Source organism: Caballeronia sp. A2-2 (assembly GCF_057612605.2).
Window position 1 is genome coordinate 809,909 of the sequence record NZ_CM172588.1, and the last position, 15,531, is coordinate 825,439.

General features: G+C 58.1%; 11 protein-coding genes. 3 read left to right on the forward strand and 8 right to left on the reverse strand.

What is annotated here, in order from left to right:
* The 6 genes from ACZCWR_RS20045 to ACZCWR_RS20070 all read right to left on the reverse strand — a co-directional run bounded on the left by ACZCWR_RS20045 (position 1) and on the right by ACZCWR_RS20070 (position 7,995).
* On the reverse strand, positions 1 to 753 hold the full coding sequence (locus ACZCWR_RS20045; protein ID WP_487303371.1) for a peptidylprolyl isomerase: 753 nt from the start codon (positions 751 to 753) through the stop codon (positions 1 to 3).
* A gap of 65 nt (positions 754 to 818) precedes the next feature.
* The gene (locus tag ACZCWR_RS20050; protein WP_487303372.1) at positions 819 to 2,192 is read right to left on the reverse strand and encodes a beta-barrel domain-containing protein; all 1,374 of its coding nucleotides are present in this window, start codon (positions 2,190 to 2,192) and stop codon (positions 819 to 821) included.
* Positions 2,189 to 4,675 (reverse strand): FHA domain-containing protein, encoded by a 2,487-nt coding sequence (locus ACZCWR_RS20055; RefSeq protein WP_487304755.1) that lies wholly within the window; start codon positions 4,673 to 4,675, stop codon positions 2,189 to 2,191. The genes ACZCWR_RS20050 and ACZCWR_RS20055 overlap by 4 nt, the downstream gene beginning before the upstream one ends.
* A 305-nt stretch (positions 4,676 to 4,980) precedes the next feature.
* A complete protein-coding gene (locus ACZCWR_RS20060; RefSeq protein ID WP_487303373.1) occupies positions 4,981 to 6,390 on the reverse strand; it encodes an efflux transporter outer membrane subunit in 1,410 nt (469 codons plus the stop codon).
* Positions 6,391 to 7,040: 650 nt separating this feature from the next.
* Positions 7,041 to 7,502 (reverse strand): DUF4399 domain-containing protein, encoded by a 462-nt coding sequence (locus ACZCWR_RS20065; protein WP_487303374.1) that lies wholly within the window; start codon positions 7,500 to 7,502, stop codon positions 7,041 to 7,043.
* A 49-nt stretch (positions 7,503 to 7,551) separates the two neighbouring features.
* Entirely contained in the window at positions 7,552 to 7,995 is a 444-nt protein-coding gene (locus tag ACZCWR_RS20070) for a DUF4399 domain-containing protein (protein WP_487303375.1), read from the reverse strand.
* Positions 7,996 to 8,357: 362 nt separating this feature from the next.
* Here ACZCWR_RS20070 and ACZCWR_RS20075 point away from each other — a divergent pair, with 362 nt between their 5' ends.
* Entirely contained in the window at positions 8,358 to 10,241 is a 1,884-nt protein-coding gene (locus ACZCWR_RS20075) for an SUMF1/EgtB/PvdO family nonheme iron enzyme (RefSeq protein WP_487303376.1), read from the forward strand.
* A gap of 54 nt (positions 10,242 to 10,295) precedes the next feature.
* Here the strand turns inward: ACZCWR_RS20075 and ACZCWR_RS20080 are convergent, their stop codons facing one another.
* Positions 10,296 to 12,197: a DUF3857 domain-containing transglutaminase family protein gene (locus tag ACZCWR_RS20080; protein ID WP_487303377.1), complete on the reverse strand. Its 1,902-nt coding sequence runs from the start codon at positions 12,195 to 12,197 to the stop codon at positions 10,296 to 10,298.
* Between the two features lie 115 nt (positions 12,198 to 12,312).
* Positions 12,313 to 13,590 (reverse strand): glycosyltransferase family 9 protein, encoded by a 1,278-nt coding sequence (locus ACZCWR_RS20085; RefSeq protein ID WP_487303378.1) that lies wholly within the window; start codon positions 13,588 to 13,590, stop codon positions 12,313 to 12,315.
* Between the two features lie 854 nt (positions 13,591 to 14,444).
* Between ACZCWR_RS20085 and ACZCWR_RS20090 the strand changes: the two genes are divergently transcribed.
* Together ACZCWR_RS20090 and ACZCWR_RS20095 are read left to right on the forward strand one after the other, a co-directional pair.
* The gene (locus ACZCWR_RS20090; RefSeq protein ID WP_487303379.1) at positions 14,445 to 14,702 is read left to right on the forward strand and encodes a hypothetical protein; all 258 of its coding nucleotides are present in this window, start codon (positions 14,445 to 14,447) and stop codon (positions 14,700 to 14,702) included.
* A gap of 166 nt (positions 14,703 to 14,868) precedes the next feature.
* Positions 14,869 to 15,435 carry a hypothetical protein gene (locus ACZCWR_RS20095; RefSeq protein WP_487303380.1) on the forward strand — a complete coding sequence of 189 codons (567 nt, stop codon included), beginning with the start codon at positions 14,869 to 14,871 and terminating at the stop codon, positions 15,433 to 15,435.
* The last annotated feature ends 96 nt before the right edge of the window (positions 15,436 to 15,531 follow it).

Below are 15,531 nucleotides of genomic sequence, written 5' to 3' on the forward strand. Positions count from 1 at the left end.
TTATCGAGCTTCGATCACGTGTTCCTGAGCGCGCGCGACCATCCATTCGTCGCGCAGCAAACGCCTTATTTCAGCGGTGACGTCTTCATCGAGCGAGGCGGGATGCTTGGCCGTCACGGCGAATATCTCGTACGACGAACCATCCACGGACATGAACGGTCCGAGCAAATCGCCCGGTTCCGCATTGAATACCTTGGCTTCGATCTCGGGCTTCATTTGCCCGCGCATCACCCGGCCGATGACGCCGCCCTGATCGCGCGTGTCGGCAATCGAGTGCTCACGCGCCATCTCTGCAAAGCTATCGGGGTCGTCATTGAGATACGAAATCATTTCCTTGGCGCTGCCTTCGGTGTCGAGCAGGATATGACTCACTTCGATGCAATCGAATCTCGGCGAATTCAATTGAAAATACTCTTCGACCTCGCGCTCGGTGCCGACACGTTCGAGCATCTTTTCCTGATAGAGCGTGTCGGTAATGAATGTCTCGAATTCATCGAGGCTCACGTGCAGCGCATCCAGATAATTGTTCATATCCGCCGCGCGATGCAGCCCGCGAATGCGGCGGAACTGATCGGCGCGCGTCTGAATTTCATCGTCGCTCAGCTTGATGCCTGACTTCTTCGCAGCGCGTACGGTCAGCTTGTCGCGCACCAGTTGTTCGATGAGGCTATCGAATTGTCCATTCAACTTGAGAAGCCTGAGCAATTCTCCGACGTCGATCACTTCGTCGTCGATACGCACAATCGCCGTCATGTCGTTCTCCATCCGTTTTATGAATCGTTTAACAGCCTCATTTCGTTCCCGCCAGCGCTGTCGCGCTAGCCCGCCACATCACGGAACGGGTCGAGGCCCAGATCGATCAGCCTCCGCTCGCGCACGACAATCTCGGCGGTTGCCGTCATGCCGTAGCGAAGCGGATATTTCGTATCGGCCACCTGGTAGTAATCGCGATCCAGCGTCACGCGACCCTCGTATACCGGTTGCTTGGTGGTCGGGCTGGGCTTGGTCGTGGGTGAGATGAAGGCAAGCGTGCCGTCGATCACCCCATAACGTTGATAAGGAAATGCATTGAATTTGAGCTTGACGTGTTGGCCTTCGCGCAGGAAAGCGCGATCATGCTCGGCAATTTCGATCTTGAGAACCGAGCGCGCATTGGCTGGCGCAATGCCGCCGAGTGGTGTATTAGCCTGAATCTTGTCGCCCGGCTGCGTCGAGGTCACATCGGTTACAACGCCCGACACGGGCGCGAGAATGAGCAGGAAATTGTCCTTATCAATATTCTCGAACTTGATGCGCGCGGCGGCATCCGCGACCAATCGCGCTGTTTGCAATTGCAGGCGCAATTTGTCTTCGGTGCTCGCAACTTCGCGCATCGACGATTCATATTGCAAACGCAGGTTAGTGGCTTCCTGTCCGCTCGTTTCCAGTTGCGCCTTGGCCTGAGTGAATTCATGGCTCAGTCGAAAGTCGAGTTCGGCGAGTTTCGACTGCTCCACGCGATAAGCGCCATCCGCTTCGAGATAAGCATTGCGCTTGGATTCGACCTGCGCTTCCGACACGCCGCCACCGCCCGGCAACGCAAAAAGTCTTTGAAAGCGATCGAGTTCGGTCTTGGCCGCGTCGCGCGCACGGCGGGCGTTTTCCATCAGGCTGCGCTCCTCTTGCAAACTCGCTTTCTGACCTTCTGCGAGCTTGCTGGTGCCTTCGGTCACCCGTTGCTGATGCTGATGCTCCTCCACTTCCATCTGCACCTTGAGCGCGGCTATCTTGCGCTCCATCAAAAGTTTCTTCTCGGGAAACTGCTTCCATTCGCGCTCGGCATCGTCGAGCTTGAGTTGCGCTTCTAACGCGTTGGTTGCCGCCTCGATTGCGCCTCTTGCATTCAGACGTGCGACCACGTCGTCCTTGCGCACGGGCTGGCCTTCCGCGATATAGAGATCAGAGAGTTCTCCGTCTATAGGCGTATAGAGACGCCTCACTTCCGACTCAGGCGCGAGCGTGCCCTGCGCCGTCACCATGACGTCGGCGTGACCGATGAAGGACCACAGGACGCCCGCGATAACCAACGCCACCAGCGTCAATACAACTGTCTGAGCGAGCTTGAGCGGTTCGGCCGTCAGAATGGAAATGCCTTCCACGCCGTGGTCGCCCAGCGCTTCCGAAAGCGGTTTGAGTTGCACGTCGCGTTTCACTGGGCCTGTCCTCCACCGATCAAAGCGAGCTTGGTCTTGAGCAGCGCAGGCTCCAGCACCATGCGCAAGTCCTGCAACGAGCGACGCTGCAAATCCGCTTCCGTGCTGATCTCATTCACGAGCGCGGCCCATTTGGCCTGGTCCGCTGCGTCGTCGGCCTTCGTTTGCCGGAAGATACGCATGCCGCGCGTGGCGGCGTCTTCCGCATCCGACAGCAGGCGCGCCTGCGTGCGGAAAGAATCCGATATACCCGATTCGAGCCGCTGCGATCCACCAATGCCACCGTTCGTTCGATATTGCGTCCATGCCGTCTGCGCTTGCGTCATCAACCCTTGCGCGCGCGCGATTGCCTTGCCCTTTATCGCGGCCATTTCCGGTGCGACTGCCTTGACGAAATACGCGTCGCTTTGCATATCGAGCATTTCATAGAAAGATAGCAATGCGTCTTCATAAGTCTTGCTGCCGCGTGCCTTTTGCAAACCGGCGAATTGCGTTGCCACGGCGTTCTTATGCGCGAGTTCCTTTTGCACCAAAGGCGACCACACGCCTTGCGGCAGCTTTTGCAAACCGTCGATGGCCTGTGCCGTGCGCCCGTTGTTCCAGGCATCATCGACAGTCGCGTATTGAGCGAGCACCTCGGCGCCAGGCAGTTGCGTCGTGCTCATCTGCTGGAATTTCTCTTGAAATGGCGGCGTCGAAAAACTTATTTTTCTTAGCGATGCAGCAAGCGGCGCGAGGCTCGTTCCATTTGTATCGCGCCGCAAGGCCGTATAGTTGTCGAGGTCGGTGCGCACGCGTGCAAGACCATCCAGACGCGGATATTTATCAGCGTATTCCTTGAGCGTCGCATTGATCGCATCGACATCATCCTGTGCGAGGTTCTTGGCGACACTGGCATTCAACCGCTCTATCGCGGCGAGATAAACCGAATCGTCGCTTTGCAGTTTGCGCAAGTGACTCAGCGCCAGCGCATAAGGATCACGGAATTCGGGCACATAGCCCGCGATGCGGTCGAGGTCGCGCTGATGGCCTGCTGCATCCGCTTCCCAATGCTTGAGAATTGCGCCGATGCGTGCTTCGTCCTGATACATGCGAATAGGCGCCTGCGCACCGCCGCGACTCGCGACGAACGTCTCCAGTTTGCCGATCCATTCGAGTTCATCGAGAAGCGAATGGACATCGGTATTGTTTTCGCCTAAAGCCTTCATGTGCGCGAGAATCGCATCGGCCTGAGATGAATCGCCTTTGCGCAGTGCGGCGAGCCACGGCGGCACATTGGCCTTGAGCAAGGCTTCGGTATTCATCGCGACAAAACGCATGTCTTGCGGATGCGTCTTGAGATAGTCATTCGTCAGCGCAGCCGCTTTGGCGTAATCGCCGCGTTCCATCGAAGATTTGGCGTCGCGCTCCGACGAGCCGCTATAGAAAAGCGCCGCGCCTCCGGCCAGCACGAGAACAAGCGCACCGGCAAGCACCATGCGCGTGCGTTTCGCGCCAATGCGTTCATCTCCGCCAAAGGCCGTATTCAATTCCGACAAAAACAATGAGACCTTGCCGCGCCTGGCTTTAGACGTGTCCTTGGCTTTAGCTTGATCCGGCGTAGGTTGCGCCTCTTCATTGACTTCGTCTTCGCGCGCCGCCGCATGATCGACGCAAAAGATATCCAGAAACGAATGCGCGGAACCTACAAAGGTCGTCTTGTCGGCATCGAATTCTTCATGCGGTACGGCTTGCGCTTCACTCTTCATCATTTCAGTGAGCGTCGATTCACTCTCGTCGCCGCGCGTGCTCACCGTATAGACGAAATGCGATCCGCCGAACGCGACGGTGTCGCCGTTCTTCAATTCCACTGCGGATGCGCCAAGACGTTCCCCATTCACGAACGTTCCGTTGGTACTCCCCAAATCCTCGACAAAAGGCGCGCCCGCCTTGAGAAACACATGCGCATGACGGCGCGAAACGTAATTGACCTGATGAGGGTATTGCTCGCGATAGCGTGCGAAAGTCTCGTCGCTCTTGCTAACGAGAAAAGGGAATTGCATGAGTTCGATGGGTTGCAGACCGAGATCGTCCCGCTGCGGCACAAGCGTGATGGTGAGCGGTTTAAGCGCGACCGCACGGTTTCTGCGCGGCACGAATTGCACGCGATAAGACAGGTGATTGCCAAAGGCGATCTCGTCGTTCTCTCTCAGACGCGCGGGCGTCTCGCGCACCGGCGCACCATTCACGGTCGTGCCGTTCTTGCTGCCGAGGTCCGCGATATAAACGAAGCCATGCTCGATGAAAATGCGCGCATGACGACGCGACAACTGCGCCACGGCGTCAGGCGGCATGGTGTCGAACGGCGCTTCGAGGCGTCCGATCGCGAACAGGTTTTCGTCGATGCGAATATCCACCTGATCGGCTGCCGTGGGCTTGAGCACGACATCGAACGCTTCTCCCACGCTGGGCTTTTTCTCGGCTGTCGGATCGCTCAGGGCCATGTGCATGTCACGATGCCTGTCCAGCCGCTGCCGCGCACGCGCCAGACGATCGTCTGGCGAAGCCGGACACATGGACAGCGTTGCTCGGGACCAAAAAGCGCAGATTCTCGCTTCTCTGGCCGACGAAGTTGACCGCGCCGTTCCTGACGTTTTGCACGAACGGCGGCTTTCGAAAGTTTAAGTCTTGCATGGTCCGAGTCAATTGCGTGGCACTGGCATCAAACGCCATTAGCATGAGTCCGGTTGGCGTATAAGAACGATCGTTATCCTTCGCACTCACGACATTTAAGCTAAAGCTTCAGGAATTAGCCCTTGCTTGCGCTCTGCACGTCCACCGTGGGCCAGCCGCCGCCGAGCGCTTTATATAAGGTCACGGTGTCCGACAGAATCTGCTGATGGTTGGCGAGCAAGGCCAATTGCGCGGCGAGCAACGTCCGCTCCGTTTCGAACACTTCCAGTTGCGAGATCACGCCTTCTTTAAGCTGTGCGTCCACTTGCGCGGCGACAATGGTCAAATGCTCGACTTCCTGCTGCAATTCCGCGCGCTGCTTCGTATGCGAATCGAGATTGACGAGTGCGTTTTCCACTTCCTCGAAAGCACTCATCACCGTGCTGCGGTATTGCTGTTCCGCCACCGTGGTCTGTGCTTCCGTGGTCTTGACGCGCGCACGCACGCTCGGATCGAGAATCGGAATATTGATGCTCGGCATGAAGCTGAACGTGAAGGCCTTGAGTAAATCCGTTAGTTGGAAGCTCGCGCTGCCGCCGCGACCTGTCAAGCTGATGGTCGGCAATTGCGCGAGCTTGGCCTGCCCCACGAGGTCATATGCTTCCAGCACGCGATACTCAGCCGCGATGAGATCCGGGCGACGCGCAAGCAATTGAGAAGGCAAACCCGCCGGAACCGGAGGCACCTGCACGCGCTTTTGCAAATGCCCGTCCGGCACCTTGAAGCTGCCCGCCGGCACGCCGATCAACGTAGCCAGCGCGTTGTCGCCGAGATCGCGCGAGCGCTGCAATTCCAGTAGATCGCGCGTCAGTCGATTCAATTCAGCGCGTTGCGAAAGCACTTGCGTGTGGGGCACGAGACCGTTCTTTTCCATGCCGCCGTAAATGGTGAGGATCTGCTGATTCGTTGCGATATTGCGTTTCTGCTGGTCGATCTGATCGTCGAACTGAAGAATCTGGAAGTACGTGGTCGATACGTTGGACACGAGTTCGAGATAGCCCGCACGCCAGTCCGCCTCGGTCGCGCGAAACTCCGCCTTCGATGCCTGCACGCCCTTCTCCACGGCACCCCAGATATCGATGTCCCAATTCACTTGCGTGCCGACGTTGTATTGCTTGGAGAACGTCTGCCCCGTCACTTTCTGGAAGCTCGCGCCCGCACCCAGATCCATCGACGGCAATGCGCCCGCACGTGCTTCGCCGATCTGCGCGCCGGCCACCTGAATGCGCGCCGCGAGCACTTTAATGTCGAAGTTAGAACCTATTGCGCGCTCGACGAGCGAGTCGAGATAGGGGTCCTGAAACTGCTTCCACCAGTCGGGCGCGATCGTGTCGGATGCCGCGACCTTCACCGTGTCTTTGGTCGTATAAGCGGTCTTTTCAGGCGTATCGGGACGTTGATATTGCGGCACCTTCACGTCGAAGCAACCCGCGAGCAGCGAAGCCGCGCACAGCCCGGAAGCCGTGGCGATGATCCGGCGCGTCATATATCCGCTGTTCGGTACGACATGGACGCGCAACGATGGCAACAAGGCTCGCACGATCTCACTCCCGGCGCATTCGCACCGACGATCACAGTTGATTGAACGGACACGCCGCACCGTCATCGACTCTTTCAGTCAATCACAAGGCGTCATGCGGGTCCATTGGGATTTCGTCACTTGGCTTGCGTGCCATTGAGCACGCAAGCCGTCGTGAACCGGTCATGACCCCTCTCTCGGGAAAAGCGGTCGACCGTGCCGTCCGCTTGCGCGGGCGGATAACGCGACGAAGCTCCCCGTGCCTCGCCTTTCCTGCATTGATGCTCTACCGACCTTCGTTCGCTTTTATTTCCGCGAACGACTGTTTGTCTGTGTAGAGCATTCAATGCACAGGATATGCCAGGCATACCGTTTAATGCACTGTCTCCTGCTTGTTCTTTTATTGATAAGGCTTTGAGGCCTTCTCGATAATTAATCAGTTTATTCAAGGCTTTTTAATAGGATGCATTAAGACAAACACTTCCTATTGCATGTGTTGGTTCCCATGCGACAGGGATTTCGAAGACCTTTACGCGTGTGCCGTCCTCCGTCAAAAGTCACGGACTTCACAAGACACGGGGAACAATTCAATCGTCAATGCGCGATCGCTCGCGCGTTCATCTGACGTAAATCGTTATCTTCTTCGAGTACACCGGCGGGTTGTGCGGCACGTGCATGTCATCGCCCATCAATAGCTGAAGCGTGTGCTTGCCCGGCGGAAGTTCGACCAGCGTCTCGGTCTCGCCCGCGCCAAAATGCAGGTGATTGCGGTCCGATGGAATCTCTTTGTCCATCGGAGGAAGATCCACATCGATCAACAAATGATGGTGGCCGGTGTTTGGAAACTTGACGCCTCTGGGCGCGACACCCATATAGCGCAAGCCGAACCACACCTTGATCGGCTTACCCGCGGAGAACGTCTGTCCGTCATTGGGGTAACCGATATAGGCATAGGCGTTCGCGGGTGCAGGCGTGGGTCCGGCAAAGGCCACATGCGTGAACGCAAACGCTGTCGCGCAGGATGCCGCGAGCAGAATGGAACGTGAAAGCGCGCGCGCGCCGGCAATGGGATTTCTCATGTCTTGCGTCCTTGGCTTTAGCGTCGCGGATGCGCGGACATCACCGCGCTCAGGCCTTCACCGTGATCGTGATCTTCTTGGAATACACCGGCGGATCATGCGGCACGTGATTGAAATCGCCCATCAGCAATTGAAGCGTGTGCTTGCCCGGCGACAACTCGATGCGCGCATCCGTTTCGCCCGCACCGTAGTGCAGATGATTCCGGTCCGAGGGGATTTCCTGATCGAGCGGCGGCAAGTCTGTATCGATCAACAAGTGGTGATGCCCCACGTTAGGCATGTCGATGCCTTTGGGACACACGCCCATGTTGCGCAAACCCATGCGCACCCAGAGCTTGCCGCCTGAAATGACCGCGCCATCGGGCGGCCAGATAATGTAGGCCTCGGCGCTTGGCGGCGCTGGAGTGCGCGAACGCTGCGCCGCCGAGAAAGAGGAATCTGCGGCTACTGCGGCAAGCGACGCCAGCGCACCAAGCACGGTTCTTCTTAGCATGTTATGCATGCCTCTCGATGATGATGATGATCGTGGACAAGGCAATCAGGCATCCGATATGTATGTTGACGCATGCACGAACGTGCCTGGCCAACCGGTTGCCGTTCTCAGATTAGGACGTAACACTAAGAAAAGATATGTGCGCCAGGACGCTTGCGCACGTCCCTTAACGAATACCTCCTAAATGGGGATTAAATTCGGGTCGTACTGCGTGATATTGTTGTTTGTGCTGTTCGAGCACGACCGTCTGGCAGGCGCAGTCGTGCATCACAGCGGGCGTAGACCTCGCCCGCGCAGCCCTGGCGAACGAATGCGCGAGCGTTCGCGCGCCGCCCACCAAGCCATACGGACAGGGTGTGAATATGTGGCGGAACTTACTTATCGCGGGCATGTTCGTGACGATCGGCATCGTGCAGGCGCCTTTGCGCGCGGCACCTGTCATGCTCGAATTCATGCAGTCGGACGCGACGACACAAGGACATCAAGCATCGCAAACGATAAAGCGCCGCGCGCTCGTTATCGGGAATGCGGACTATCTCGCGCATCCGCTAAAGAGTGCGTCGCGTGATGCTGACGACATGAGCCGCGCGCTCACGTCGCTTGGGTTCGATGTCACGAGTCACACGAATCTCAATGAAGCCGACATGCGCCGCACAATCGATGCGTTCATCGAAACATTGGGGCCGCGCGATACGGCTTTTGTCTATTTCGCGGGGCACGGGCTGCAAGCCGATGGCGATGCTCTGCTCGCGCCGCGCGATGTACGTGAAAACAAACCCGCACAGCTCTTGAGCAAAGGCATTGCGTTGAGGAGCATTGTCGATCGCATGGCGCACGGACGGCCAGACGCGGCGAATGTCGTTGTACTGGATATGTGCATGGAGGCGCCGTTCGGCAATATGAATGCGCCTACGCTGCCGCCGCATACGCTCGTGGCTTTCGCGGCAGCGCCCGGTGCGCAGGCATTCGAGAACGATCGCAACGGACGCTATACGTCCTCGCTTTTGAATGCGTTCGAACATGAGCAACGCGCATCTCATGCAAGTTTCGATGCAGCGGCCGCATCGCTTGCGCAAAGCTCGCATGGCACGCAACGTCCGTGGATCGCATCGACGCTCGAACGCGATATGGTGCTGGGCGATATGACATCACCGCTTCACTTGGCCAGCACTGAAGATAACGCCGCTCCGTTGCGCGCACGCGGCATTCTGCCCAAGGACAGCAGCGAGCAGTACGAATTGACCTTCTGGGATTCGATCAAGGACAGCACGTATCCAAGCGATTACGAGGCTTATTTGAAGGCCTATCCTAACGGGCGCTTCGCGACGCTGGCCAAGGCGCGCATCGAACGGTTGCATGCATCGGCTGCAGCTAAGCCTGCTGCATCCGCTCCGATCGCACCCAAGGCCGCGGTAGTGACGCCTCCTGCGCCGGTAGAGAAGCCACGTCCGGCTGTCACCGCGTCCGCGCCTTCTGCTCCTGCTGCCGCAGCGCCGAAGCCCGCAGCAAAGACGGCATCTGGTAACGAAATCAAGGATTGCCCGAATTGCCCGGTATTGATCCCGATCACGTCCGGCTCTTTTTCTATGGGCAGCAACAACGACGATCCCGCCGAGAAGCCGCCGCATCGCGTATCGATTGCGCATCCGTTTGCGATCGGCAAGTACGAAGTCACCATCGAGCAATGGAACGCGTGTGTCGATGCGGGCGCGTGCACGCGCATCGTGCCGGACGCGGAATCGAATGCCGCGCCGCAAGCCAATTCGCCGATGCGCAACGTAAGCTGGGACGATGCGCAGGTGTACGTGACATGGTTAAGCAAAGTCGGTGGCAAGACGTATCGCCTGCCGACCGAAGCCGAGTGGGAATACGCGGCACGCGGCGGCACGCAAAGCACGTACTGGTGGGGTGATCAAATGAAGAAAGGCATGGGCGACTGCAAGGATTGCGGCGATCCGTATCGCCCGGACGCGCCGACGCCGGTCGGATCGTTCACGCCCAATCCCTATGGCTTGTATGACATGAACGGCAGCGTGTGGGAATGGGTGGCTGATTGCTGGCACGGCTCATACAAGGGCGCACCGGGCGATGGCCGGAGTTGGGAAGAGGCATCCTGCCCGGCGCGCGTGATACGCGGCGGATCGTGGCGAGAAGGCGCGGCCTACATGCAATCGGCCACGCGCTTCAAGTACAGCTCCAGCGTGCGGCAATCGCAGAACGGGTTCCGTGTGGCACGCGATCAATGATGCATTTTTTGCGTTATGCATTCTGCATGCAATCACATCGTCACGCGGTACAGATCATCGCCCCGCCGCCTTCACGATGATCTGTGCCTGCGTGTCCCGTTCCATCTGCCTGAGCGCGGTCTGAGCCGCGCGAAAGTCGTCGGGCGTGCACACCTGCTTGTCGAAGCGTGCATCGAGCAGGCGCGTCACCTGAATCGTGTTGGACGACGGATCGAACAGATAGCGTGAGCGGTAGCGGAAGAAGCTGTTGGTCAGCTCAAGATCGTCGGGCACCTCGGTGACCTGCATCACGCGTGGCAAGACAATCTGCGAGACTTCCTCGAATTTTCCGCCGATGCACAAATACGGCTGCGTGCGCGTGCGTTCCGATAACCAACTGCGCGCTTGCGTCGCGATGCCGCCGGACAGACTCGTGAGTGCCGGCAAGGCGGTCGTGCCGGTGGGCCAGACCACGTCGTCCAGCGTGCCGCGCACGGTGGTTTCGAAGGGGCCGCTGGTGGCATCGACATCGCTCGTGGTCAGCGAGCCCGCGCCGCGCAGATTGGTATAACGCAGGCGATCCGCTGCAATCTGGTCGCGCCGCTGGGCCGTCGCCACACGCAAGTGCATGCGCTCCAGTTCCGCGCTATAGCCGCCGTCCTTCACCCAGTATGCAAAATTCGCCACGCCATCCGGCGCGACGTCGATCTGCAGGCGCGCTTCGCGAGAGAGCGCTTCGGTCGCGGGCGTGCGCGCGAGCGTGCCGGAATCGGTCAGCAACGTCGGCCGGTCCATGTCCGCGAGCGGCAGATAGCCGAATTCGACGCTCGACGCCGTGCTGTCCGCGTAAAGATCGAGTTCGGGCATGTAGGTGATGACGTGATTGATCGCACCCGAGCCATAGCCCGGCACGGCGGGCAGCGCGTACACGGAACCCAGCCCGATCAGCGCGGCCTCGTTGCGAATGCCGACCGCATCGAGCAGCGCGCCGTACAGCGCGACGTGGTCCTTGCAATCGCCATAGCGGTTGGCGAGTACGTCCGTCACGCGATGCGGCACGGCGGGACTCTGCCCAATGAACATCGCGACGTAACGAATATTGCGACGCACCCAGTCGTAAAGGGTCTTGGCCCTGGCGCGCGGGTCGGCGTCGTTGCGCGTGAGTGTTTGCGCAAGTTGCAGGATGGCCGGATCGCGCGCGGTGGCATCTGCCGCAGGCTCACGATAGCTCGCGGCGAAGCTCGCATAGTCCGCGAAGGTCGAAACCATCAGACGGTCGCCATACTGCGCGTAGCCCACCGACCCGCTCTCGATGCGCGGATACTGCTCGCGCCGATAATCGAATACATAATGCGTTCGACCATTTGCCGTCCGCGGCGGCTCGGCGATATAGCCGCGCGCATCGGCATGCAGGGGTTTATCTGCCGGCAGATCGAAGACGAGTTTTTGTTCCAGCACGGGCCGCTGGTTCGGCTCCACGTAGTAATTGAATTCCCCCGCGATCACCGGCGTCGACTGGCTCTTGCGGAACCGCAGATGCACGGTCGAGCCCACGCCCAGCGCCGGAAAGATCACCGCGCGCAGCTTGGCGTCCTGAAAGGTCGGCGCGCCCGCCGAGCGCGGCTCCTGAATGTCGCGGATCTGATCGGGCGTTACGTCGTGACGCACGCCGTTGGCATCGACGGAATAGGCTTCGACGATCTCCACCTTCGACACGCTTCGGTCATACCAGACATAACGCTGCGCAATCTCGTCGACACCCGCCGATGTGTTCGCGCGCAGCACGGTGGAATCGTCCTCGGCGACGGAGCCGTCCTGTGCGACCACGAACTCGTGGACATCGCTCACCAGCGTCGATGGCTCGTCGCCCGCGTCGGCGCGCACCGCACCGTGCGCGACGGCCAGCACGAGCGCCAACGCGATGCGCGTATGTTTGCATGCAAAAGACCAGACGGAGCCGTGTGATGTACGCGCCATGATATTTTCGGGACGATCGTGCCGCCATCGTACATGAGCCGGAAATGCAGCGCGTGTCGTGCATGACAGGAACTCGCGCGCGTGCCCTTCGACGAGGAGCATCGGCGCGAACGCTTCAGATCGTTTGAACGGCGGGCGTCTTGATGCTTCGGCTGGCGGCGAATGCTTTCAGATCGGCGTTCAGTTCAGCCAAGGGTTTGGCCCATTCCCCCAGCTGTTCCTGGCGATACAAACGCATGGCTTCATACCACGGCGTATAGCGCTGGTCGTCGTACCAGCGGCAATCGGCGCTTTGCGCGAGCAGCACCCATACAGGACGATTCAACGCGCCCGCGAGATGCGCGGGGCCGGTATCGACGCAGATCAGAAGATCGAGCGCGTCCATCACGCGGCCGGCGTCGCCGAACGTGCGCAGATGCGGCCCGAGGTCGATGACACCATGAGCTTGCATGAGCGCGCGTTCTTCATCGGTTTGTGCTTGCGTGCCGCCGACTTGCAGGGAATAGAAAGCGCAGGCTTCGTTTTGCAGCACGGTAGACAACTGCGCGAGCTTCATCGAACGATAGGGTTCGTGGCGCACGCCGCTGCCGCTGCGCCAGATCAGGCCGACCTTAGGGCGTGCGTCGCCGGTGCGAAGCAAAGGCTCGATTGCGCTCGGTAACGGGCATGTATCGTTCAGTTCGATCAGGGCTGCGGGATCGACCCTCGGAAAATAAGGCGACCGTTGGTAGCGCGGGAAAAGGTGGAACACGGTCGCGATGCGATCGCAGCGCTGCGCATGCGCCAGGCGTTCCTCGGGGAACGGGCGCGCCAGGGTGACGTTTTCCCGCAATCTGATGACTTGGCGCCACTCGTCCATCACCTCGATAACAATTTCGCGCGCGCCGTCTCGCAGCAGATTGTCGACATAACGCGAGAACATCACAAAGTCGCCGAAACCGCCTTCGACGATAAGGAGGATCGATAGTCCGGCGACCGGCTCGTCGATACCGAGCAGCTTCGGCGCGAGGTTTTCAATCCACCGTTGTTCGCCTCTGAAAAGAACGTTGAGGAACATTTCTCCGCGCGCGCGATCGCGATTGACGCGATGAAGCGCGTTCGCTTCATGATATTTACCGAGGATGTACAGGCACATGGACAGTTCCTCAGCGAGTTGGTACTGCACCAATGGACTGACTGGCTGCGAGAGACCACGCAGGAGGAATGGCACGGCCTGCGCGGTCATGCCGAGGTAATTCAGATCAACGCCAATCTGACCGACGAATAAATCCGCAGACGGGGCGGCGATCAACGTGGACATCAGCGAACGGGCTTCGGCCGCGCGGCCGGCTAGGCGAAGACGGCGGATGAGATCGATGGGGGGCGGAAGGGGTGATGTGACTTCGGTATTCATGAGATGACGCGAACGCGGATTCGATAGCCGCTTGGCAAATTGATTAGGACAGGAATATTAAGCGGCAGCGTTCAACACAACGTAATAAATCTTGCCGATCCACTTGGTTTCATTGAAAGATAGCCAACGCGCATCGATTCTGTACGAGACAACTGCTCAACGCGGACAGTCTCTTTTCGCGATTGGCATTTTTTCAGATTCCTGTTAGTTTCTCGGCTTCGATGATGAGAGGTTGTTGTTCTCGTCGCGATGAGGTTTGCTCCGTGGTCGCGGAGATAGACCGTCGTATTACCGCGTGAGTGCGGTTCCTCCGCAGCAGCGGAGATTCGGCCAAGGAATTCGCAAGTTCCTTGGCCAACCAAAACCTTCCTTAACGTTTCAATCGATTGCCAAGTCTCAACCATATAAAAATCTGATTTACTTGCCTGACGGCCTTCATATTTAAAATTCCACTGCCTAAAGCAGAATCCGCTACAAATGAAATGCGGCGTCGACTTAAAAAATGGGCCTTTTAGTAAAAAAAGTTAGCGATCCATATTCAGGCGACGAAAAACCGGCTAAATTGAATGCAGTGCGAAGTGAAGGACAATTCGTATTAACGGGTGAGTCCTGGAGGCAAGGTAGTTCGCTGAGGATACGCCGAAGCATCTACGACTCCAATCATTTTTATTGCTTATAGGCATTTAAGTTGGGGGCCTTGGAACCTTCCCACATAGCGCAAGCAGGCCGAGCGAAGAATGATTGATCCGCGAGCTACGGCAATTTCTCAACCGACCTAACTTTTGAACTCGTAGTACCGGATGAACGCGTAACATCCCTGCTTACAAAGCGAACCATCGACACCGGAGGTAAATATGAAGCACACGAGAAGAAAGGCTTTTGCAAAGAAAGTTCAAAGTCTTTTCAAGCGAGAAACTCGAAGAATGCCTGCTGCTCCAAACACCCTGAAATCCTGCGCCCATACACCAACATGGATGAAAATGTTTGATTTGTTAAGCTACTCCTGCTGTTATACAATCAGTACATTGCTAAAAGCAGGCAATCAGCTTTCGCAAATTTTGGTGGTTGCCGTATTGGTAATTGTGGCGATCATTGTCGTCAAGCTAAAATGATTTGAACATTTTAACGTTTGGATCGCAACGATAGCGACCCACCCCGTGGCATTCGCGAATGAATCCAAAATTCGCAAAAAACTTCAAACCCATTCGGTCTCTAACAGACCGCGAATGCCACTCCCATGTTAAATTCCACTCCCCCTCGCCCTCCCCCGTCCGCCCAATGGACCACCTCCGCCACCAATCCCTGATCGTCATCACCAGCGCCACCGCATTCCTTCTCACGGTCATCGCCAATCAATTCCTGTTTCCCAATTCCGAATACGTCCCCGGAGCGAACTGGATTTACCTTCCCGCCGGAACGCGTCTGCTCTGCACATTGCTGTTCGGTGAAACCGGCGCGATCGGCATGCTTTTAGCGGCGTGGATAAGCTCGATCTTCATCTATTTCCCCGACGATCCCCTCCGCTCGCTCTTCTACGGCACGATCTCGGCGCTGGCGCCTTATCTGATCTATCTCTTCGCCACGAAAAAGCTCGGTCTGAACGCGTCCCTGTCCAATCTGACCGCGCAACGCCTCCTGCTTCTCATCGTGCTATACGCGACAGCAGGGCCGGCACTGCATCAGCTCTGGTTCGCGATGCATGGCGAAACGACCGGCGCAGGCGACCGCTTCATGGTGATGGTGATAGGAGATTTATCCGGCAGCCTGCTCGTGATTTATACAGGGCGGATGCTGTTGAAGTTGGTCAAGACGCGCCCCATGCCGGAGCGACGCGCAAGCGAATAGCGCACGATGAACTACGCCGCCCCGTGACCGATCATTCGATCGGCCAGGAACGGCGTGCTCAATTTTGGTTTCTCTCAGGTCCTCGCGCTACCGGTT